This window comes from Arthrobacter sp. CAU 1506 (assembly GCF_005047635.1).
GTDB lineage: Bacteria > Actinomycetota > Actinomycetes > Actinomycetales > Micrococcaceae > Crystallibacter.
Genome location: NZ_SUKC01000004.1, coordinates 132,118 through 154,565 on the forward strand (window position 1 = coordinate 132,118; position 22,448 = coordinate 154,565).

Below are 22,448 nucleotides of genomic sequence, written 5' to 3' on the forward strand. Positions count from 1 at the left end.
GACGCCGCGGGCCCCTCCCTAGCCTTGTTCGGCCAGGTACTTCACATCGCCCACCAGTTTGTCCCACATCAACTTGGAGTGTTCGGCATCTTCAGCACTGGCGTTGTTGTCCTGCGACAGCGTGAACTCGGTTCCGCCGGGAACCTCCTCCAGCGTCCAGACGAGGCGGTGGTAGTTCTCCGGCACGTCCTCCAACCCGGTCAGCGGGCTGAAGTGCGTGACGACCAGTCGCCTACCAGGTTCGAATTCCACCACCTGGCCCTTGTCTTCGTAGGCTTTGCCTTCCCACTCACCCCGCCAGCGGATGGGGCCGCCAACACTCCAGTCGGTCTGGACCTCGGTACCGAACATAAAACCCTTGATGGCTTCGGGGTCGGTAATTACTGACCAGACGCGATCGCGCGGTGCCGCGATGGTCGTCGTCGAACTGGCGACAAATTTTCCCGTCATGGGTTTCCTCCCGCAGACAGCGCCGAAGCAGTGCATCCGGCTATTCCCCAGCTTTCAGCAGAGGCGGCCGGTGCACAATAAGTCCGGCGCAAATGCTGCGGACAAACGCTGACAAAGGGGCGGCTGCTAACCGGGGCAGTACGCGGGATCGGAAAACCGCCAAAGGTCCCGCCGGTCGGAGCGAGCGATCAGGCCAACAGCGCGAGGTCGGCCGGAAAGCCGCTCCTCCGAACCGCCGAAACCGCGCTCATGCTGCCTCGTCGATGAGATCGGGTCCGTTATTGCGCACATTGTTGACCTTGGAGCTGACCCTCCGCGGCACAAGGTGCGGCTCGGGCATGGCGGCCAGCAACTGCTGCACATCGGCCTCTGACGTTGTTTCCGGATCCAGCCAGTCCGCATAGAGGTCGCCCGGGACGATCAGCGGCGTCCTGTCGTGGATATGCCCCAGTGAATCGGAAGCCTGGGTGGTGATGATGGTACAGGTCCGCAGCCACTTGTCCGGATGATCCTCAGGCAACGCAGGATCGGGCCAGTTCTCAAAGAGAGCCGCGAAGGCCAACATCTCTTCGTGTTCGCCGTGCAGATAGGTCGGTATCTTGCCGTCCGAGGTCTTTTGCCACTCAAAGTACCCATCGGCAACGAGCAACCCGCGCTTTCTCGCCGCTGCCTTACGGAACGATGGTTTTTCCGTGACGGTCTCCATGCGCGCATTGATCAGGCGTGCGCCGGAACGAGGATCCTTGGCCCACGGAGGCACCAGGCCCCAGCGTGCCATGATGAGTTTTCTGGACACCCCGTCACCGCTGGCCGCTCTTCGGTCGATAATCAGGGGAACTTGGTCGGTCGGTGCAATGTTGTACGAAGGCTGGATCTCTTCGACATAGGACTCATCGACGTCGAACGAAGCCACCAGGTCGCCGGTTCCCCGCGCCATCACGTATCTGCCACACATGCCTCCATTATGATGCAGGTCAGCAGGCCCCGGGCGCGGAAGGGCCCCGGCATCCGATGGCAGGCCCCGGGCCCCGGCACCGGCGCCAAGCCCCGGGCACCGGCCCCGCTATCCAGCACCGGGAATGGCCGCGGCCGGGGCAGCGTTGACATGTACACAAGCTTTCACACAGAAGGAGCCACCTTGGATTACACACCTGCTGCCGGAACCGTCACCATGTTCTCCACCACGTGGTGCGGCTACTGCCGTCGCCTGAAGACCCAGTTCGATGCGCAGGGCATCGGCTACACCGAGATCAACATCGAAGAGGTCCCGGGCACCGCCGAGCTGGTCGAGAAGCTCAACGACGGGAACCAGACGGTTCCCACCCTGCTCTTCCCTGATGGCAGCAGCGCAACGAATCCGCCGCTCTCGCTGGTCAAGGAGCGCCTGGGCGTCTAGCAACCCCAGGCTCTCCGCCGAAATCCGCCGTGTAGGCAACAGGGGCGCCACAGTTTTCATAACAATCGTTTTGGAAATTGTGGCGCCCCTGTTTTCTTCCTAGGATGGGCAAGGTGGCCGACGACGGCCCCGCCAGACTTCGCTAGGAAGGAATCACTCCCGCATGGTTCACAAGGTACGGGCAGTAGTGGCCCTGGAAAAGAATGCGCCGGTCTCCATCGAAACCATCCTGGTGCCGGACCCGGGCCCCGGCGAGGCACTGGTGGACATCCTCACCTGCGGCGTTTGTCATACCGACCTGCACTACAAGCAGGGCGGCATCAACGATGACTTCCCGTTCCTGCTTGGCCACGAAGCCACCGGCGTGGTCAGCGCCGTCGGCCCCGATGTCACCAACCTGGCGCCCGGCGACCGTGTGATCCTGAACTGGCGCGCGGTCTGCGGCGAGTGTCGGGCCTGCCAGCGCGGCCAGGCACAGTACTGCTTCAACACCCACAACGCCACCCAGAAGATGACGCTGGAGGACGGCACCGAGCTCTCCCCCGCCCTGGGCATCGGCGCCTTCGCCGAGAAGACCCTGGTGGCCGCGGGCCAGTGCACCAAGGTGGACGACAACGTCGATCCGGCCGCCGTCGGCCTGCTCGGCTGCGGAGTCATGGCGGGCATTGGCGCGGCCATCAACACCGGTGAGGTCAAGCGCGGCGAATCCGTCGCCGTGATTGGCTGCGGCGGAGTTGGCATCGCCGCCATCGCCGGCGCCAAACTGGCCGGGGCCACCACGATCATCGCCGTCGACATCGACGACAACAAGGTGGAGTTGGCCAAGTCGCTGGGTGCCACGCACGGCATCAACTCCAAGGAACAGGACCCGGTGGAGGCCATCCAGGCGCTGACCGGCGGCAACGGCGCCGACGTCGTGATTGAAGCCGTGGGCCGCCCGGAAACCTACAAGCAGGCCTTCTACGCCCGCGACCTGGCCGGCCGCGTTGTGCTGGTCGGCGTTCCCACCCCGGATATGAAGCTCGAACTGCCGCTGCTGGACGTGTTCGGCCGCGGCGGCTCGCTGAAGTCCTCCTGGTACGGCGACTGCCTGCCGTCCCGGGACTTCCCCATGCTGGTCAGCCACTACAAGCAGGGCAACCTGGACCTGGACGCCTTCGTCACCGAGCGGATCAAGCTGGAGGATGTGGAGGCCGCGTTCGACAAGATGCACGAGGGCAAGGTCCTGCGTTCGGTGGTGGAAGTAGCATGAGCGCCACCATCGAAAACCTGGTCACCTCGGGCACCTTCTCGCTGGACGGCGGCACCTGGGATGTAGACAACAACGTCTGGATCGTCGGGGACGACGCCGAGGTGTTCGTCATCGACCCGGCACACGACCCGCAGGCCATCGCCGCCGCGGTCGGTTCCCGGACCGTGAAGGCCATCCTGCTGACCCACGGCCACGATGACCACATCCGCGCCGTCGGCGAATTCCGTAACCTGGTGAAGGCCCCGGTCTACCTGCACGACGACGACCGGATGCTCTGGGCCGCGGTCTTCCCGGACAGCACACCGGACCACTCGATCAAGGACGGCGACACGTTCGAGGTCGCGGGAACACAGCTGAAGGCCATCCACACCCCCGGCCACTCCCCCGGCTCGGTCTGCTTCCACCTGGAATCGGCAGGCGTGCTGTTCAGCGGCGACACGCTGTTCAACGGCGGCCCCGGCGCTACCGGCCGCAGCTACTCCAGCTTCGAGACGATCATCGAATCGATCAAGGACAGGCTGCTGACGCTGCCGGCCGACACCACGGTGAACACCGGCCACGGCGATGCCACCAGCATCGGAGCCGAAGCACCGCAGCTGGACGAGTGGATTGCCCGCGGTCACTGATCAGACCGCAAAACCTTGACGCACCGCCCGTGCTCAATCCGGCTTCGGCTGGAGCACGGGCGGTGTTCCATACAGGGGCTGGGTCAGCACGTCCGGGACGTCCTGTTGCCACGGAAACAGCCCTTGCTCATCCGCCCAGATAGCCTGCAGGCCGCGCAGCCGGCCTTTGTAAAGGTCCGCGGCGACCAGCAGCACATCCTGCGGCCGCTCAATCCTGGCCAGTGCCACTTTGCGCGGTCGCAGCGCTACTCCCATACCGGCAACCAACGTCAGGTTGTGGTGGAGCACCCGATGCACCAGCAGGCTGAGGAGGGCGTGCGTTTCCGCATGCATCCGTCCAGTGACAAGGATCTCGGGATGCTGCTGCTGCGTCAGCCCGATGGTGTAGCCAAAAGCGGTGTTATCCGCATCGCCCTCGACGATCATGCACTGCCAGCCATACTTGTCGATGGTGCGCAACGTCTTCTCTCTGGCCTCCCGATGGGTCAGGCCATCGCATATGTCGCACACCATAGGCTCCTCTGGTCGGGTTGCTGTCCAGCCAGTCTGCGGCCGGATCCGCCCCGGGGACACCGCCGATTGCGCCGATGTGGATAAGCCGATGTGGATAAGTCACCCTCAGCCGCCGATATAGTGCATCTCCACTTTTCGCCCCGGCCAGCCGGCAGCCGGCGGAGCGCCCCTCCGGGCCGACGCGTCTCCGGGTGGGGCACCAACGCCCGGTGTCTCGGCGCTGCGCAGCTCCGAATAGCGGTCCGACCGGCGGCGCCACACACCGGCAAGCACGCCGGCCAGTTCGTCGTCATCGGCGCCACCGCGCAGCAGAGCCCTCAAGTCGGTGCCTCCGACGCCGAACAGGCAGGTGAACAGCTTCCCGTCGGTACTCAGCCGCGCCCGGGTGCAGCCGTGGCAGAACGCCTGCGTGACACTGGAAATCGTTCCGATCTCGCCGCCGCCGTCGCGGTACCTGAACCGTGCTGCGGTCTCGCCTGCGTAGCGAGGGGCCAGCGGTTCCAGCGGGAACTCGACGTCGATCCGGCGCACCACGTCCGCCGAAGGGAGCACTTGGGCCAGGTTCCAGCCGTTGGTTGAACCGACGTCCATGTATTCGATGAACCGCACCACATGCCCCGTACCGCGGAAGTGCTGCGCCATGGCGAGGATGCCGTCGTCGTTCAGTCCGCGCTTGACCACCATGTTTACCTTCACCGGGCCCAGCCCGGCAGCTGCCGCGGCCCCAATCGCCTCCAGCACCGTGGCCACCGGGTAGTCGACGTCGTTCATCTGGCGGAAGGTGGCGTCATCGACGGAGTCCAGCGAGACCGTTACCCGTGACAGCCCTGCGGCTTTCAGTGCCTCCGCCTTGCGTGCCAGCACCGAACCGTTCGTGGTCATCGCGAGGTCCAGGGGCCGGCCTTCGGGCGTGCGCAGTTCGGCCAGCCCGGCCACCAGATGTTCGATGCCACGCCGCAGCAGCGGTTCGCCGCCGGTCAGCCGGATCTTTTCCACCCCCAGTGCGGCCGCTATCCGGGCTACCCGGGTGATCTCTTCGAAGCTGAGCAGCTCGTCCTTCGGTAAGAAGACGAAGTCGCGCCCGAAGATTTCCTTGGGCATGCAGTAGACGCAGCGGAAGTTACACCGGTCGGTCACGGAGATCCGCAGATCCCGCAGCGGCCGGCCCAATGCGTCGTTCAGAATGTTCGGACCGTGCTGTGCTGGCCCGTCCATGGTGCGCCTCCACCGTGCCGGGACTTGAAGTCCTTCCAGACTAGGCGGGCTGCACCCGGACTACAACGGGCGCCGGCACCCGTCCGACCAGCTCGCCGAACGCCCCGTCCCGCACCTCGGCGTGGCCGGAGTAGGCGGTCCGCAGCGACTGTTCCACCGTGGCGACGCTCAGCCCGGGTACCAGGTCCTCGGCCGAGCCGGCGGTCGCCGGATCCCAGTCCAGTCCGAGCGCGTCGTAACTGGCCGTGAGCACTTCCCGCAGCGGAGCCGAATCCTGCACCACCACCACCGAGGAAAAGAGCCACGCCCCGGCAACTACCCGTTGGGCGGTCCCCACCAGCTTGACCCGTCGCAGCGGATCGAGGGCGTACGCGCCGTGAATACTGAACTCGCCGGGGCAGTACTCCCCCGGGATTTCGCCGACGGCGGCAAGCACCCCCGCGTCGCGCAAGCCACCGGCGATGAGCTCGCCGAACTGGCTGAAGCGCCGCTTCGCGCCGGCAATGGCGTCCGCCAGCGGTTCCACATGGTCCAGCACCAGGCAACCCTCGTGGTACGCCGCGGCACGGCCGCCTGCTTTGCGAACCAGCGGCTCGAAACCGAGCTCGCGGCAGCGCCGTGCTGCCTCCTGAAAACCGGGCAGGTGTGCGTCACGCTGGCCAAACGCCACCGTCGGCGCCGGACGGTAGACGCGCATTGTGGGGCCCAGCCGTCCCTGCTTCGCGGCGGCCAGCAGTTCCAGCCCGTACTGCAGGTCCGCTTCCGCACCGAACGATGCCGGCTGGTGGACCCATTCCAGTCCGCCAGCGGCCTGCGCTGCCTGCTCCAACGTCATGCCTGCTTCCTCAACGTGCTCATCCGCGTGCCGGGCGGGGCGGAATACCTTTGCCATCTTACGGCCCGGCCAGCCGCCCGCGCCCTCCTGCCCGCGTCCCGGCGCGTATGGATCCGTCCGGGGCGGCGGACACGGAATAATAGCCATGTGCCTTCTCCCCAAACCCCGCTTATTTTGCTCGGCGGCGCCTCCGGTTCCGGCAAGTCCTATCTGGCGGCCCGGTTCGGCAACCCACACGTAGAGCTCGACGGGTTCTACCGGGAGATCGGCGAGCACACCGCTGCGTCGCCGCTGCCGCAGACACCTTACGGAGAGATCGACTGGGACCATCCCGGCACCTGGAACAGCGACGCCGCGGCCCGCGCGATGGTGCAGTTGCTGCAGACCGGGCACACCGAGATCCCCAACTACTCCATCGCCACTTCCAGCTACAGCGGATACCGCACGGTGGCTCTTGCCGCTGGCCCGGTGGTCGCCGAGGGCATTTTCGCCGATTCCGTCCTGGCCCCGCTGCGCGGCCTCGGCGTGGAGGTGGACGCCATCTTCATCAAGGTCCCTCCCATCACGACGGCGGTGCGCCGACTGGCCCGCGACCTGCGCGAGCACCGCAAACCGCTGCCGTTCCTGCTCAAGCGCGGCTGGGCCCTCTTCCGCTCCGAACGAGGCGTGCGGGAACGCTACCTGAAAGCAGGGTTCCGTGCCGTCGCTAAGCGGCAGGTGAAGAAGGAATTGGCCGCCTTGCAGCCGCTGTCGGTCGGCGGGCGGCAGTAAGCTACCGGAACTACTCGGTGACGTCCCACATCCGGCGCCACCAGCGGCGCTTCGGCTCGGGCTCCGGGCTCTCTTCTGCCTCTGCTTCGGCCCTGACGGCCCGGCGTTCGCGCCAGCGTTCGACTTCATACTCCAGGTCGCGGGTCTTGGTGATGACCGGCGGGCCGCCCTGCAATTGGCGCCGCGCGTTGACCACGCGGGCGTTGAAATCCTCCAAGATCTCGCGCACCTGCCGTTCCGCGACCTGTTGGTCCAGCCGGCCATCCAGCTCTGCGTCCTCGGTGCGCAACAGCAGGGCTTCGGGTCCCAGCCCGGTGAGGTGTTCGCGCTCGATCAACCCCTTGAGCCACCAGTCGGGGTCGTATCCGTTTCCCAGGTTCGGGATCGGTTTTCCGGCATATTTCAGGTCGTCGAACTCGCCCCGCGCCATGGCCTCCCGGACCAGGTAATCGGCTCGCCGGGAGGCGTCCATCTCGCGGATTTTCCGCTGCTTCTCCTCTTCCGCAGCGGTCAGTTCTTCATCCTCCGGGCTGGCCTGGCCTTGTTCCCGCGCGGCGCGCAACTCGGCGGCCCGTTCCCATCGCCGGCTGTTGTCCTCCGCAGCCCTGCCCATCTCTCCTCACCGCCTCCGTAGAGCCTCTGCCCGGTTGCTCGGTCACCGAGCAATTGCTGATATTTTCCCAGCCCGGTCCACACGCGGCAATGTGCGGTGGCAGACTCGGAGCCATGCGCACCTTCGTTGTCCTCGGCACCGCCTCGCAGGCCCCCACCCGGACCCGCAATCACAACGGCTACCTGTTGCGCTGGGACAGCGAAGGGCTCTTGTTCGATCCGGGCGAGGGAACGCAGCGGCAAATGATCCTGGCCGGAGTCTCGGCCAGCCGGATTACCCGGATCTGCATCACGCACGTGCACGGTGACCACTGCTACGGCCTGCCGGGCGTTCTCTCCCGGATGGTTCTGGATGGGGTTGAGCATCCGGTCCATCTGCACTACCCGGCCTCGGGCGAGGAGGTGGTTCGGGCGTTGGTCTCGCTCGCTACCCCGGGATTGGACCTCCACCTGCACCCGCACGGCGCGGCCGGCGCCGTTGCCGAAGGACTGGACGTACAACCGCTGGACCACCGGATCGAGGCCTACGGTTACCGGTTGACGGAGCCCGAGGGCCGCAGCTTGGTGCCCGAACGGCTCGCAGCCGCCGGGATTGCCGGCCCCGACGTCGGACGCCTCCAGTACCAGCGATCCCTGAACGGTGTGCGGCTGGAAGATGTGAGCGTACCGCGGCCGGGCCAGAGGTTCGCCTTCGTCATGGACACAGCAGTCTGTCCCGGTGCCGAGGAACTCGCGGACGGCGCTGACCTGTTGGTGGCCGAGTGCACCTTCAGCGACGACGACGGCGTGCTGGCGGCGCGATACCGTCACCTCACGGCGGGACAGGCAGGCGATCTAGCTGCCCGCGGCGGTGTGGGCTTGCTGGTGCTCACGCACTTCTCGTCGCGCTATGCCAATGTGTCCCCGCTGGCTGAGCAAGCCGTCGCCCGTGCAGGGAACACCGCCGTCGTCATGGCGCAGGATTTGGACGTGATCCCCTTTCCGAAGCGCCGGGAGTCTGCCGCAACCTAAGGACATGCGCCAGTACGGAGGCCTCGGTTGTCGCCGCCTCCGCCACTGAAGTGATTCTCGGTCAGCAATCCAGCACGCCTCGGCCGGCGGCACAGGACCAGTCCGTCTGCCTAGGGAAGGATCTTCAGCGCCGTATCCCAATTGAAGTGCTGATGCTCCGGATTCGTCTGCAGCGCCATGACCAGCAGCATGAACGCCTCCAGTTCCCGGGCCCACCGCAGCGGACCGGTATCTATCGGACGCATGCCCGAGCCAGCGACGAGAGCACTGACTTTCTCCTTCGCCTCTTCGGAATCACCCGCGATGAAGACGTCGAGGGGTTGGCCGGCCACGTTGCCGGCCAACAGGGTCTTGGCAAAGGTGGTGTTGAACGCCTTCACTACCTCTGCACGCCCGGCCAGCATGGCCGCGGTTTCCTCGGCCGCCGAAGACCCGGGTGCCGTGGTGAGCCGGTCCATGGTGGCGAAGTCAACCGGGTTGCTGATGTCGACAACCACCTTCCCGTCCAGGCCGTCGCTGTATTCCAGAATCACTTCCCTGGCCGCGCCGTGGGGAACCGCCAGGATCACCACGTTGCTGGTCAAAGGGCTCCCCATATAGGCGCCGGTGACGCCTGCTCCAAGCGACTCGATCAGGTCCCGCATCTGGTTGTCGTTCCGGCCAATGATTCGCACGTTGTTTCGGCCGTGGAGCAGTCGAGTAGCAATACCGCGGGCCATTTGGCCGCTGCCAATGATGTCAATTTCCGCCATGATGCTTCACTTCGAGGTTCGATTAGTTAATCGGGATCCGCTGGTGCGGGGGCTCCTCGCCGGCCCGCGGAATGGGTGCCCGGATTTCAAGCACGCCGTCCTTGTAGGTCGCGGTGATGTCCTCACTCTTAACCCCCGGAGGCAGCGGCACGCTGCGGAAGAAGGAGCCGTAGCGGAATTCGGACCGGTAGTTGCCTTTGTCCTTCTGCTCGGTCCGCTCCTGCCGTTCCGCACGAATCTGGAGCTGCCCCTCGGAAAGCGTGACTTGCACGTCCTTTGCCGGATCAACGCCTGGAAGTTCGGCGCGAATCGTCAAGGTGTCGTCCTTGACTTCCTCCTCGACGCGGATCATGGATTTCTCCGTGTCGCCTTCGAAGAATCGGCGGAACGGCTCCATCAGTTCAAAGGGCGAACGGCGCTCAAACGGCGACCACCTCAGCAAATCACTCATTATCTTCACTCCTCAGGCACCAGGCGCAGACAGAGCGCCTGCGCTCAGATCTCGGTCCATGGTGCGGCCGTGAAAAGCTGAAAAATTCACGGCCGTAACCGCTATCGTTTTTCTTGCCCCCTCAGATACGCATGGAGTTTATCCCTGCTCCCGCCTCGCGTGAAGGGCCCCATGAGAACTCGCAGGTCAGGTGCCTTGGTCGCAAGCTGCCGGACCGTGCACCCGCTGCACCGGTGCCTGCCCTGCAATCCGCATTCTGGCTAAACTGAAGGCCTGAGACTGGCCGACCAGCCACTCGACGATGTCAGGCCAGCGCTGTCGGCAGCCCGTGAGGGGGAGGCATGCGTGCTTGGTGGATCGATCGCCCGGGCCCCGTGTCCAGTGTCGGCAACGGAGCGTCGCTGGTTTTTGGCAGCCGCCCAGATCCCGTTCCCGGTGCCGGCGAGTTACTCATCAAGGTCCGGGTGTGCGGCGTCTGCCGGACCGACCTCCATCTTGCCGAAGGCGATCTGCCCGCGAAGAGAGAGCATGTGGTGCCAGGCCATGAGGTGGTTGGCGAGGTGGTCGGCACAGGGCCCGGCTGTGCCCGGTTTGAGATCGGCGAACGGGTAGGGATCGCTTGGCTCCGCGGGACGTGTGGCAGTTGTCGCTTCTGCTTGCGGGGGGACGAAAACCTCTGCCTTGAGCCACGGTTTACCGGCTGGGATGACGACGGCGGATATGCGGAACTAGCCACGGTGCCGGAAGCATTCGCCTATTCCATACCGGACGTCTTCTCCGACGATCAAGCAGCCCCACTGCTATGCGCAGGCATCATCGGTTACCGGTCGCTCCGCAGATCCCGAGTGAAGCCCGGCGGGAGGCTGGGCATCTACGGCTTCGGGGCCTCCGCCCACCTCGCCGCCCAGGTGGCGCTGTTTGAAGGCGCCGAGGTTTACGTCATGACCCGGTCCGAGGAAGCCCGCAGCTTGGCCAGAGACCTCGGTGCCACGTTCGTCGGAGACGCCGCGGCGGAACCTCCTGAGCTGCTGGATGCAGCAATTCTTTTCGCTCCAGCCGGGGACCTGGTCCCCAGTGCCCTGCGTGCCTTGGACCGCGGCGGAACGCTGGCGGTGGCCGGCATCTACCTGACCGACATTCCGCAGCTGAACTACGGCGCCGAGCTGTTTCAAGAACGCCAACTGCTGAGCGTGACCGCCAATACCCGCCAGGATGGCCGAGAATTCCTCGCTCTCGCGGCCCAAATTCCGCTTCGGCCAACCACGACGGCTTACCCCTTTGCACAAGCGGACACGGCCCTGTCAGATCTGGCAGCGGACCGGGTCAACGGGGCGGCCGTCCTCCACATCGCGGCCGATGACGATGCGTCCTGAGTTGCCCTCGGCCTCACGCACACCGCAGGGCGAAGGAACCCCGTCGGATGCCGCCCGCTACATCGGCTCCCCCACCGTGGCGGGTGCCGTCTCACCTTTCGACGCCGTGATTTTCGACCTTGACGGTGTCGTCACAGATACTGCGTCGGTGCACCGTGCAGCGTGGAAGAGGCTGTTCGACAGCGTCCTCTCGGACGCCCGGGTTCCTGCTTCGGCACATGCCGCCCCGTATCACGAGGGCGACTACTTCACTTTTCTCGACGGCCGGCCCCGGGAACAAGGAATACTCGAATTCATGCGGTCCCGCAGCATCGATCTGCCGCCGGGCGAGCCGTCCGATCCGCCAGGCGCTTGGACCGCGGTTGGGCTGGGAAAAAGCAAGAACGCATTGTTCCTTGAGGAACTGGGACGGCATGGCGTGCAGACCTTTCCGGGGACGGTGGACCTCATCACCCGGTTGCGGGCGAGCCAGGTGCCGATCGCCCTGGTGAGTTCGAGCCGCAACACCTCAGCGGTGTTGGCTGCTGCCGCTCTGGAGAACATGTTCACCGTCGTCGTCGATGGAACTGTAGCCTCACAACTCCATCTGCCCGGCAAGCCCGCCCCTGCGGCCTTTCTTGAGGCGGCCCGAAGGCTGAAGGTTCGGCCCGCCCGGATCGCAGTGGTGGAAGACGCAACGGCAGGCGTGGCAGCCGCCCGCCGGGGTGGTTTCGGACTCGTCGTGGGGATCGACCGGACCTCCCAGCGCACGAATTTGGAGGACGCCGGGGCTGACATAGTCCTCCACGATGTAAGCGAGCTCGACATCGGCCTGGTCATCACCCACCCGTGGCGCCTCGTCTACAACGGTTATGATCCGTGGCACGAAGGTCACCGCGAAGCCCTGACCACGCTGGGCAATGGCCGGATGGCCACCCGAGGTGCTTCCCCGGAGGCGAGGGACGACGGCGTGCACTACCCCGGCACGTACCTTGCGGGTCTCTACAACAGGGTTCCCCAGGTAGTGAACGGTGAAACCACAGAGTCAGAGCACATGGTCAATCTGCCCAATTGGCTTCCTCTCGATCTCCGCTTCGGCGCAGCCGGGTGGTGGTCCGACGGAGGACCTAAGACTCTTCGTGAACGCCGGGAGCTGGACATGGAGGGTGCAGTTCTTTCCCGCCTCGTCCAGTTAGACGACGGGCAGGGTCTGCAGCTTGAGGTGTCGCAGCGCAGGATCGTTTCCATGGCCCAGCCCCGGCTGGCAGTGTTGGAAACCACCCTCACCCCCCGAGGCTGGAGCGGCTCCGTTCAGCTGAGGACCGGCATCGACCGGGACATCATCAACGCCAACGTAGTGGAAGATCCGGCGTGGGGAAGCCGCCACCTGACCGTCCATAGCGCCGCTGTTCAGGACGGGGTGGAGATCGTCGACGTCGAGACGAACCAAAGCCAGATCCGCGTAGCCGTGGCGGTCAGGACGTCCTTCGCCGGGCCCACCGCCGGCACTGCGCGCAGCCGGCCCTCCCCCACGCCGGCAGAGGCCGCGGCCGGCAGCTCCTGCTGGCTCCAAGTGCACGTGGCTGACGTGGTCGACGGGGTACCGCTGGTGGTCTGCAAGACCGCGGCGATCGTCAGCTCCCGGGACAGGGGCGTGTCCTCCGCCAAGGCCGGTGCCCGCGCGGCACTGGACCGGACTCCTGACAGTTTTGGCGCGCTGTTCGTCAGCCATGAAGCCACGTGGCGGCGGCTGCTCGACTTGTTCACGTTCGATCTGCACGCCGACCGGGAGACGCAACTGGTGCTGAATCTGCATGTGTTCCACCTGCTGCAGACGATTACGCCAAACACGGAGGGCCTTGACGCTGGGGTGCCGGCGCGCGGGCTGCACGGCGAAGGCTACCGGGGACACATCTTCTGGGATGACCTTTTCGTATTGCCGCTGGTCACCTCCCGCACGCCTTCGGTCACCCGGTCCCTGCTCGATTACCGCTGGCACCGTCTCGATGCCGCCCGGGACGCGGCACGCGATGCCGGGCTGCCCGGAGCGATGTTCCCGTGGCGGAGCGGCAGTGACGGGACCGAGGAGACACCCAGATGGCTGTACAACCGCTTCTCCGGCCAATGGATGGCAGACCACTCCCGCCTCCAGCGCCACGGCGGTCTGGCCGTTGCTTACAACGTCTGGCAGTACTTCGAGGCAACGGCGGACCGCGACTGGATGATGGCCCGCGGCACGGAAATCATTGTTGAAGTTGCCCGGCTTTTCGCTGCCATGGCGGAGCGCGGCCCGGATGGGCGGTTCCATCTCCGCGGTGTGATGGGTCCGGATGAGTATCACGACGGCTACCCGGAGCGCCCCGGCCAGGGGCTCGACGACAACGCCTACACGAACGTGATGGCGGCTTGGGTGTGTTCCCGCCCCGCCAAAATCCTGGCCGCCCTGCGAGGCCAAGACCGGCGGGACCTGCGTAAGAGCCTCGGGATATCCAGCGCCGAGCTTGGACACTGGGATTCGCTGGGGCGGTTCCTGCACGTCCCCTTCCACGATGGAATTATCAGCCAGTTCGAAGGATTCGACCGGTTGCAGGACCTCGATTGGGAGCGCTACCGGCGGACCTACGGCAATATCGAACGGCTGGACTTGATCCTGGCCGCAGAAGGCGACAGCACGAATCGGTACAAACTGTCCAAGCAGGCCGACGTCCTGATGCTTTTTTACGTCCTCGGCGAGGACCAATTGCTGCAGCGCCTGCGCAGGATGGGCTACAGCGCAACCGCCTCGCAGCTGGCCCGGACCGTCGATTACTACTTGGCGCGGACGGTGCACGGCTCCACCCTGAGCCGGGTGACCAACGCTTCGGTGCTGGCCGCATCCGATCCGGAGCAAGCCTGGGCCACCTTCCGGGACGCCCTGGACGCCGATCTCGACGACACGCAGGGCGGCACCACACGCACCGGCATCCACTTGGGGGCAATGGCCGGAACCATCGACGTCGTACAGCGCAGTTTCGCCGGGCTCAGGATGAGTTCCGACACTCTCGTCTTTCATCCGCGTCTGCCAGCCGAGCTGAAAAAGGTCTCCTTCTGCATCAGGTACCGGGGACACTTGCTCGACGTCAGCTTGGAAGAATCCATCCTGCAGGTCGAGTCGGCCGAAGGCACGGCGGCTCCCATCCGCATCAAAGTGGGAAAAAATACCTCCCTGATGGCGCCCGGAGGCACCATCGCCATGCGCGTGCCTAAACCCGCTCCGCGGCATGCTGGGGCTTGAACTTCTTGTACAGATAGTCGGAGGCGAGCAAGGCCGGCATGGAAAGTACCGCGGTCAGCAACCCGATGGTGGTTGGTGGAGCCTGCCCCAGCATGGCCGCTATCGGAGGGATCGCAAGGAACGCCACCAAGGCAGCAAGCTCCACGACCACGGCCCACAGCAGCATCCGGTTGGTCCCCCACCCCAAGCGCCATGGTGGAACTGATTCGCTTCGGCAGGCAAAGGCGTTGGCCAACTGCGCCAGCACGACGGTGGTAAACGCAGCCCCGGACGCGGCAGCCAGCACCTCCCAATCCGGTAAGGCCGATCCTGGCCGCCAGCCGGCCAGCCAGATGGTCAGGGTGAATGCCGTCATTTCGCAGACCGCTTCAACCGGCCCGAGCACCGCGAACACCCGAACCAGAAGTGCCGAGTCCATCAGATGGCGGCGCTCCGGCGGCCGCTGCAAGACGCCCTTGCCGGCTCGTTCGCTGCCGAGTGCCAATGCCGGCAACAGATCCGTCCCGATGTCCAAGAACAGGATTTGCAGCACACCAAGCGCCAGCGGGAAACTGCCGCCGGAAAGAGCCCAGACCACAAACGGGGTGAGTTCCGCAACATTGTCCGTGAGGTGATAGGTGAGGAATCTGCGGATGTTAGCGTAGGTAGCCCTGCCTTGCTCGACCGCGGCGATGATCGTGGCAAAATCGTCGTCCAGCAGGACCAGATCTGCCGCTTCTCTCGCAACATCTGTGCCGCTGGCGCCCATCGCGACGCCAATGTCCGCTTCCTGCAGCGCCGGGCCGTCGTTGACCCCGTCGCCGGTCATGGCCAGCACATGGCCGCGCAACTGCAGGGCCCGGGCCACCCGCAGCTTTTGCTCCGGCGAAACCCTGCTGACGACCACCCCGTCCCGGTCCAGCAGCGCCCCAAGCATATGGTCGTCGTCGGGAAGATCCTTTCCCTCAACGACCCTTTTCTCGGGTCCCAGCAGCCCGATCTCTGCGGCGATGGCAGCCGCCGTCGAGGGGTGGTCGCCGGTGACCATGGCGACTTTCACGCCAGCCGTCCGTGCCGCCCTGAGCGCTGCCGGCACCGACTCCCGCGGTGGGTCGTGCAAGCCCACAAGCCCCAGCAGCGTCAGCTGGTTCTCATACGTCAGGGCTTCGTCGGAAGAGAACTGCTCCTCCCCCGCGTGAAGGTCCGCGAGCGCTCGCTCGGCCACCGCGAGGACCCGAAGTCCGCGGGCCGCCATGTCTTCCAAGGCCCGCTGACAGGCCGCAGCATCCGTGGATGCCACGCAGAGCGGCAAAACGCTCTCGGGTGCGCCTTTGACCAGGAGCTCAGCGCCGGCGGCAACGGATTCCCGTTTGCGCACGGGGTCAAAACTCCAGCGGAAGTCCACCGGAACCTCCTCGATGGCCGCACCGCGTGCCAACCGGTGGGCCAGAGCGTCCAAAGCTGCCTCCATCGGGTCCCCGTCCGCGGTCCAGCGCTCCTGACGCCGGACGATGCGCCCCCGTGAAGCTGCTCGCGCCGCACGTGCCAGGCGGCGTGCTTGTTGCACTGCGAGCGCGCTTCCGGTGATCTCCGCCGTCGGGGAATACCCCTCGCCGTTGAGCCTGACGATCCCCGCTTGTGTCCACGTTTCGACGGCGCTCATGCGGTTCTGCGTCAGCGTTCCCGTTTTGTCGGTGCAGATGAACGTGGTGGACCCCAACGTTTCGACTGCCTGCAGATGTCGAACCAGGGCATTGCGACGCGCCATCCGCTGGGCACCCATCGCCAGCGAAAGCGTCACGGTCGGCAGCAGGCCCTCCGGTATCAAGGCGACCGCAACACCGATGGCAAACAGAAACGCGTCCCGCCACGAAAGACCGGTCAGCAGCGAAACGGCAAAAAACACGCCTCCGAAACTCAGCGCCACGACCGAGATCAGCCGGACAACCCGTCGCAGTTCCTTGTTGAGCGGACTTTGCGGCGGCTGCGCGGTTGCCGTCAACGACGCAATGGAAGCCAATCTTGTCCGCGAGCCGGTGGCAGTGATCAGCGCCTCGGCGTTCCCATTCACCAGGAACGTACCGCCATAACCACCATCACCACGGTTCTTCGCCACCGGTTCGCTCTCGCCGGACAGCATTGACTCGTCAACGGTGCAGGATTCGGCCACGGCGAACTCGACATCACCCGGAATCCTGTCCCCCGCGGTCAGCAGCACAACGTCGCCGCGCACAATCTCAGCGGCCGCCACCTGCACCGCTTGGCCGTCCCGTTTGACCAGGACCTGTGCGGGCAGCATGGCCCGTAGCTTGGACGCAGCCTGCGCGGCCCTCGCTTCCTGCACGTAGGAGAACGTTCCATTGATGACAACGACGACGACGACCGCGGTACCCAGCTGGGCCATTCCGGCGAGAAAAGCCAGCGCAGCGGCGACCCACAGCATCAGGGCAAAGAAATGAGTGAACTGTGCCGAGACCTGGCGCCACTTCGGGACCGTGTTCATCAGCGGCAGGAGGTTAGGCCCATCCGACGATAGCTGCCGGGCAGCATCAGCTGTGCTGAGGCCAGCTGCCACCGTCGTCATCACGTCACCGTGCCGACCGTGGAAAGACACGCTCGGGGCGTGCCGGGGCACTGGCTGCGGCGCGGCGCGTCGGCGATAGGGCGCGAAGGGAATTGAGGATGGTGGCGAGGTCGACCAGTTCCTGCGAAAGAGCCCCGGCCACGGCGGGAATATGACCGAAAGCGGCGGCAATCATCAACGCGACGCTGAATGCCACCCCTACCCAGATGCTTTGGAGCGCCACCCGCACCGTACGCTTGCCGATGGCGACGGCCTCGGCCACCTTGGACAGGTCATCGAGCATGACGACGACGTCCGCAGACTCGCTGGCCGCCGTCGACCCCTTGGCGCCCATCGCCACTCCGATGTCGGCCACCGCCAACACGGGTGCGTCGTTGACCCCATCACCGACCATCATCACCGGCCGGTACGGCAGGGCTTTGACCAGTTCCACTTTGTCCGTTGGCGTGCATTCGGCCTCAACCTGCTCGATTCCCAGTTCCATGCCGATATGTTCGGCGGTCTCCCGGGCGTCACCGGTGAGCATCAGGGTTTCCCCGACGCCCAGTTCCCGCAACTGGTGCAGCGTCGTTCCCGCCTCCGGCCGGGCGGCGTCGCTCATGATCAACGAACCGGCGTAAACGCCGTCGACCGCTATATAAACAGCCATTTGTCCGCCGGAAAGTTCCGTCTTGTCCACGGAAGCGGCGTGTTGCGATACGAAAGCGAACTTTCCCACGCTCACCTCCCGGCTGGGGAAGACAGCGTGGACACCCTGCGTCGCATATTCATCTGCCTGGTCTGCCGGCATCAGGACCAGACCCCGATCGGTAGCAGCCGCGATGACAGACCCGGCTAGGACATGCGAGGAGTACTGTTCGGCCGATGCGGCGAGCTGCAACAGTTCCTCGCTCCGAATCCGGGGAGGGTTTCCGGCGGGACGGATTTCCAGGAGTACCGGCTTGCCGCCGGTGAGCGTGCCCGTCTTATCGAAAGCAGCCGACTTCACCCGGCTCAGCTTCTCCAGTGTCCCGCCATTCTTGATGATGATGCCCGATCGGGAGGCGCGGCTCATTCCGGCGACAAGGGCCACCGGGGCGGCGATCAGCAGCGGGCAGGGTGTGGCCACCACAAGAACTTCGGCGAACCGCACGGGATCGCCGCTGATCCACCACGCTCCAGCAGCAAGGGACAGCGCAAAAATGGTGAATGGCACGGCGAAACGGTCCGCCAACCGGACCACCGGAGCCCGGCTCGCGGACGCTTCTCGAACGAGCGTCACTATTCGGCTGTACTGCGAGTCGGCCGCTGGCGCCGTGGCTTGGACGCGAACTGCCGCCTCGCCATTGACCGACCCGCTCATCACCGCGTCGCCCGCGGACTTTTCGGCCGGCAAGCTCTCGCCGGTCAGTGCCGACTCGTCGAAAGAGGCAAAATCCGAGATCAGCAGGCCGTCCACGGGCACAACCTCAGCCGGCCGGACCAGAACCACGTCCCCCACACGGATCTCATCCACGCCCACGTCTTCCGGCGTACCGTCCGTTTCACGATGCGCGGTCTGTGGTGCCAACTCCAGGAGGGCGGTCAACTCACGCTGCGCCCGGCCCTGCGCATAATCTTCCAGTGCCCTGCCGCCCGACAGCATCAGCACGATGATCATCGAGGCCAGGTACTCGCCAACGGCTACCGTGCTGACGACGGCCAACAAGGCCAACAGATCCATCCCCCGGCGCCCACGGGCAGCCGCCCGCACCATTCCCACAGCCAGCCAGGCCGCCACGAGCAGAGCGAAAACGGTGGCCAACCACTGAGCCGCCGCCGCAGCCCCGCCCAGCAGCAGCCCAAGCACAGCGAGCAAACACAGCAGCGTGGCCAAAACCAGCGGGTACCGGCGAGCGAACCCCATTGCTGCCTCCACTATGACCAAGGCATTTTGCAGCCGGCCCTGCGCCTATCACCGGCAGCAGCAGCCTTCCTGCATCGGTTCGGCGGCCCCAAAGCGAACGGACGCAGCTCTTTGGCATTCTCCGCTCCGCCCGGCCCCAGGACAGCCGGCACATCTCCCTCCAGTATCCACGTCCGGCCCGAGGATGGTAGGCCCCTCGACACTCCTTTCAGGCGGGCAGCGCCGCCTACCACCGGTCCTGCAGTCGTTCGCCAGATTCTCTGGTGCCGCTGCGGCACGGCGAGTAGATTATGAGCGCATACCGGCCTGATTGGGGAGGCTCGCGTGACTGACCGACGGAATGATCGGGTCGTCGACGGTGTTGATGGTCCGGCCGCCTGGGAAACGCTCTGCCCGGCTCCCAGACTCGCCCTTGCGGCGAGGGGGCCAACGACGGCGGTAAAGCGGACTGGCGTAGCCCATCCCGGATCTGAACGTGAGCGACCGACGCTTGACTGGAGGCAGCATGGAACAGCGCTACGCAGTGTGGTTCGAAGAGACCGGGATTCAGGACATTGGGATAGTCGGGGGGAAAAACGCGTCTCTCGGCGAAATGCAGCGTGCCTTGGCCGGCCAAGGCGTCCGCGTGCCCGACGGATTCGCCACCACCTCGGCGGCATATCGCGAATTCGTCACCGCCAACGGTCTTGAGACGGCGATCAAAGAACACCTCGAGCTGTACAGACGCGGCGAAAAACCGTTAAGCACGGTCGGCGAAACAATCCGCCGCCTCATTCTCGCCGGCAAGTTTCCGGACAGAATGTCCGACTCCATCCTGGAGTTCTACGGCCAGCTCGGGACACGCGCCGGAACCGGCAACCTCCCCGTGGCCGTTCGCAGCAGCGCTACCGCCGAGGACCTTCCCGATGCCAGCTTCGCCGGACAGCAGGAAACCTTCCTCAACGTCAGCGGGAACGACGCCCTGCTGGATGCTTGCCGGCATTGTTTCGCGTCCTTGTTTACTGACCGGGCGATCAGCTACCGCGCCATGAAAGGGTTCTCCGATCTGGATGTGGCACTCTCGATCGGCGTCCAGCGAATGGTCCGTGCAGACGTAGGTGCCTCCGGCGTCATGTTCTCGCTGGACACGGAAACGGGCTTCCCTGACGTGGCGGTGATCAGCGCGACCTGGGGGCTCGGCGAAACGGTTGTCCAGGGAACCGTAAACCCGGACAAGTACGTGGTCTTCAAACCCCTGCTCGACACGGCAGGATGCTTCCCGATCATCGAAAAAACGTGCGGCGCCAAAGAACGGAAACTCATATACGGGCGAGGCGGCACCGCCCGTACCCGCATGGTCCAAACCACGGAACGGGAGCGGACCTCACTGGTCCTCTCCGACGACGACATCCTGCAATTGGGTCGATGGGCCGCAGTCATCGAGGAGCACTACGGCCGGCCGATGGACATGGAGTGGGCCAAGGATGGCCTGACCAGCGAACTGTTCGTCGTCCAGGCACGTCCGGAGACGGTGCAGGCAAGCCGGAGCAATACTGTCTTTACCACGCACCGTCTCACGGGACGCGGTCCGGTTCTCGCCGCCGGGGCCGCCATCGGCGACTCGATTGCCACTGGTCCTGCCTGCGTCATCCGCAGCACAGCTGAGATCGATCGGTTTCGTGACGGCTCCATCTTGGTGACGGAGATGACCGACCCGGACTGGGTTCCCATCATGCGGCGCGCGGCCGGAATCGTCACCGAGCACGGCGGACCCACCAGCCACGCGGCCATTATCAGCAGGGAATTGGGCGTGCCGGCCGTCGTGGGCACCGGTAACGCAACGGAAAGCATCCAGGACTCAGAGATGCTCACCATCTCCTGTGCCGAAGGCGATGAGGGGCATGTTTTCCAAGGTGCGCTCGAGTTCCACACCGAACAGGTCGATTTGAAGGCGCTTCCTCCAACAACCACCAGGGTGATGACCAACGTCGCCAGTCCGTCCTCCGCCTTCAAATGGTGGCGGCTGCCCGTGGCCGGCGTCGGTCTGGCCCGGATGGAATTCATCATCAACGAACTGATCAGGATCCATCCCATGGCGCTGGCTGAACCCCAACGTGTCACTGATCCAGACGAAGCAGCGCAAATCAGGTCCCGCACCAGGTCCTTCTCCGACCCACGCGACTACTTCGTCGAAACGCTGGCATCAGGGCTGGCCAAGATCAGCGCCCCCTTCTACCCGGACCCGGTCATCGTGCGTCTCAGCGATTTCAAAAGCAACGAATACGCGCGGCTGCTGGGCGGCAGCGCTTTTGAGGAGGCAGAGGAAAACCCCATGCTCGGGTTCCGCGGAGCCTCCCGCTACTACAACGATCGCTACCGTCAGGGCTTCGACCTGGAATGCCGGGCACTGAAACGGGTCAGGGAGCATTTGGGCTTTCGGAACGTCATCATCATGGTCCCGTTTTGCCGAACGGTAGCCGAAGCAGACCGGGTTTTGGCAGCCATGGCCGAGAACGGCTTGGCCCGGGGGGAAGCCGGATTGCAGGTCTACATGATGTGCGAGATACCCTCCAACGTCATTCTGGCGGCTGAATTCGCCACCCGGTTCGATGGCTTTTCCATCGGCTCCAACGACTTGACGCAGCTTGTCCTCGGCGTTGACCGCGACTCCGAGTTGCTGGCGCCGCTGTTCGACGAACGGGATGACGCGGTCAAACACATGATCCGGGACGTCATTGCCCAGGCCCACCACGCCGGAATCAAGATTGGAATTTGCGGACAAGGACCGAGCAACCACGCCGACTTCGCCGAGTTCCTCATTGAGCTCGGAATCGACTCTGTTTCGCTGAATCCGGACACCGTGCTCAAGACCATCCCGGTCATCGCCGCTGCCGAACGCCGGAGGGAAGGCTCCTGACAGGTCAAGCCTCATCGCAAAAACCGTCCAACCCGGCACTGGCTCGCCCCTTGGGTTCGGAGTAGGCTCGCCGCCATGGAAAACAAGTCCGCACCGCCCACAGTTGAAGTTTTGGAAGCAGAGGACTGCTGGCGGCTGCTTCGAGGTGTTGCACTGGGCCGTCTTGCTGTCTGGGTCAACGACCACCCGGAACTGTTTCCGCTTAACTTCCGGATCGACAAAGAGACCATCGTTTTTCGCACTGCACCCGGCACTAAACTGTCCGCGGCATTGGAGGGAAAACCGGTGGCCTTGGAAGCCGACCACATCAATGGCCACACCAATGTGGCGTGGAGTGTCGTCGTCAAAGGACAAGCGGCAGAGGTGGAACAGACCGAAGAATTCCGGACCAACGTTGCCCAACTCCTGTTTCCCTGGAGTCCGGGCGCCAAGGACCATTTCGTTCGGATCACCCCCGACGCCATCACTGGCCGCCGCTTCACCATCGCTCCCCCGCAGACATGGGAAATCACCCTGGACAACGCGACGAGGGCGGGATTCGAATAGGGTGCTGGTGTTCCCCCGACTCGACAACCGGTGATCCCCGTCCCCCAC

19 protein-coding genes are annotated in these 22,448 nt (G+C 64.9%); 9 read left to right on the plus strand and 10 right to left on the minus strand.

Annotated elements, in window-relative coordinates:
* Positions 1–18 precede the first annotated feature (18 nt).
* A complete protein-coding gene (locus E4J89_RS06905) occupies positions 19–450 on the minus strand; it encodes an SRPBCC domain-containing protein (protein WP_136785396.1) in 432 nt (143 codons plus the stop codon).
* Positions 451–697: 247 nt separating this feature from the next.
* Positions 698–1,405, minus strand: a complete 708-nt coding sequence (locus E4J89_RS06910; RefSeq protein ID WP_136785397.1) for an SOS response-associated peptidase — start codon at positions 1,403–1,405, stop codon at positions 698–700.
* A 183-nt stretch (positions 1,406–1,588) separates the two neighbouring features.
* On the opposite strand from E4J89_RS06910, the gene E4J89_RS06915 reads away from it, so the two are divergent.
* The 3 genes from E4J89_RS06915 (at position 1,589) to E4J89_RS06925 (ending at position 3,724) form a co-directional block, all read left to right on the plus strand.
* Positions 1,589–1,846, plus strand: coding sequence for a glutaredoxin domain-containing protein (locus E4J89_RS06915; protein WP_127512700.1), 258 nt, complete (start codon positions 1,589–1,591; stop codon positions 1,844–1,846).
* Between the two features lie 163 nt (positions 1,847–2,009).
* Positions 2,010–3,098 carry an S-(hydroxymethyl)mycothiol dehydrogenase gene (locus tag E4J89_RS06920; protein WP_136785398.1) on the plus strand — a complete coding sequence of 363 codons (1,089 nt, stop codon included), beginning with the start codon at positions 2,010–2,012 and terminating at the stop codon, positions 3,096–3,098.
* A complete protein-coding gene (locus tag E4J89_RS06925) occupies positions 3,095–3,724 on the plus strand; it encodes an MBL fold metallo-hydrolase (RefSeq protein ID WP_136785399.1) in 630 nt (209 codons plus the stop codon). Before E4J89_RS06920 ends, E4J89_RS06925 begins: the two co-directional genes overlap by 4 nt.
* A 33-nt stretch (positions 3,725–3,757) precedes the next feature.
* Here E4J89_RS06925 and E4J89_RS06930 read toward each other — a convergent pair whose 3' ends face one another.
* The 3 genes from E4J89_RS06930 to E4J89_RS06940 form a co-directional block, all read right to left on the minus strand.
* On the minus strand, positions 3,758–4,183 hold the full coding sequence (locus E4J89_RS06930; RefSeq protein WP_169303934.1) for a DUF4262 domain-containing protein: 426 nt from the start codon (positions 4,181–4,183) through the stop codon (positions 3,758–3,760).
* A 159-nt stretch (positions 4,184–4,342) separates the two neighbouring features.
* The gene (moaA, locus tag E4J89_RS06935; protein ID WP_136785401.1) at positions 4,343–5,452 is read right to left on the minus strand and encodes a GTP 3',8-cyclase MoaA; all 1,110 of its coding nucleotides are present in this window, start codon (positions 5,450–5,452) and stop codon (positions 4,343–4,345) included.
* Between the two features lie 40 nt (positions 5,453–5,492).
* Positions 5,493–6,287 (minus strand): lipoate--protein ligase family protein, encoded by a 795-nt coding sequence (locus E4J89_RS06940; protein ID WP_136785402.1) that lies wholly within the window; start codon positions 6,285–6,287, stop codon positions 5,493–5,495.
* A 147-nt stretch (positions 6,288–6,434) separates the two neighbouring features.
* Here E4J89_RS06940 and E4J89_RS06945 point away from each other — a divergent pair, with 147 nt between their 5' ends.
* Positions 6,435–7,058 (plus strand): uridine kinase, encoded by a 624-nt coding sequence (locus tag E4J89_RS06945; protein WP_136785403.1) that lies wholly within the window; start codon positions 6,435–6,437, stop codon positions 7,056–7,058.
* Between the two features lie 10 nt (positions 7,059–7,068).
* On the opposite strand, the gene E4J89_RS06950 is transcribed toward E4J89_RS06945, so the two are convergent.
* On the minus strand, positions 7,069–7,671 hold the full coding sequence (locus E4J89_RS06950) for a DUF1992 domain-containing protein (RefSeq protein WP_136785404.1): 603 nt from the start codon (positions 7,669–7,671) through the stop codon (positions 7,069–7,071).
* Positions 7,672–7,784: 113 nt separating this feature from the next.
* Between E4J89_RS06950 and E4J89_RS06955 the strand changes: the two genes are divergently transcribed.
* On the plus strand, positions 7,785–8,681 hold the full coding sequence (locus E4J89_RS06955; RefSeq protein ID WP_136785405.1) for a ribonuclease Z: 897 nt from the start codon (positions 7,785–7,787) through the stop codon (positions 8,679–8,681).
* A 110-nt stretch (positions 8,682–8,791) separates the two neighbouring features.
* On the opposite strand, the gene E4J89_RS06960 is transcribed toward E4J89_RS06955, so the two are convergent.
* Both E4J89_RS06960 and E4J89_RS06965 read right to left on the minus strand, forming a co-directional pair.
* On the minus strand, positions 8,792–9,433 hold the full coding sequence (locus E4J89_RS06960) for an NAD(P)-binding domain-containing protein (RefSeq protein ID WP_136785406.1): 642 nt from the start codon (positions 9,431–9,433) through the stop codon (positions 8,792–8,794).
* 22 nt (positions 9,434–9,455) lie between these two features.
* On the minus strand, positions 9,456–9,884 hold the full coding sequence (locus E4J89_RS06965) for an Hsp20/alpha crystallin family protein (protein WP_136785407.1): 429 nt from the start codon (positions 9,882–9,884) through the stop codon (positions 9,456–9,458).
* A gap of 341 nt (positions 9,885–10,225) precedes the next feature.
* On the opposite strand from E4J89_RS06965, the gene E4J89_RS06970 reads away from it, so the two are divergent.
* A complete protein-coding gene (locus tag E4J89_RS06970; protein WP_136785408.1) occupies positions 10,226–11,257 on the plus strand; it encodes a zinc-dependent alcohol dehydrogenase family protein in 1,032 nt (343 codons plus the stop codon).
* Positions 11,241–14,510 (plus strand): HAD-IA family hydrolase, encoded by a 3,270-nt coding sequence (locus E4J89_RS06975; RefSeq protein ID WP_240691767.1) that lies wholly within the window; start codon positions 11,241–11,243, stop codon positions 14,508–14,510. The genes E4J89_RS06970 and E4J89_RS06975 overlap by 17 nt, the downstream gene beginning before the upstream one ends.
* Here E4J89_RS06975 and E4J89_RS06980 read toward each other — a convergent pair.
* The gene (locus tag E4J89_RS06980) at positions 14,479–17,073 is read right to left on the minus strand and encodes a cation-transporting P-type ATPase (RefSeq protein ID WP_136785409.1); all 2,595 of its coding nucleotides are present in this window, start codon (positions 17,071–17,073) and stop codon (positions 14,479–14,481) included. The genes E4J89_RS06975 and E4J89_RS06980 overlap by 32 nt on opposite strands.
* Positions 17,074–17,077: 4 nt before the next feature.
* Positions 17,078–18,958: a heavy metal translocating P-type ATPase gene (locus tag E4J89_RS06985; RefSeq protein WP_136785410.1), complete on the minus strand. Its 1,881-nt coding sequence runs from the start codon at positions 18,956–18,958 to the stop codon at positions 17,078–17,080.
* A 505-nt stretch (positions 18,959–19,463) separates the two neighbouring features.
* Here E4J89_RS06985 and ppsA point away from each other — a divergent pair.
* Positions 19,464–21,854 (plus strand): phosphoenolpyruvate synthase, encoded by a 2,391-nt coding sequence (gene ppsA / locus E4J89_RS06990; protein ID WP_136785411.1) that lies wholly within the window; start codon positions 19,464–19,466, stop codon positions 21,852–21,854.
* Between the two features lie 75 nt (positions 21,855–21,929).
* Positions 21,930–22,400, plus strand: coding sequence for a pyridoxamine 5'-phosphate oxidase family protein (locus tag E4J89_RS06995; protein WP_136785412.1), 471 nt, complete (start codon positions 21,930–21,932; stop codon positions 22,398–22,400).
* Positions 22,401–22,448: the final 48 nt, after the last annotated feature.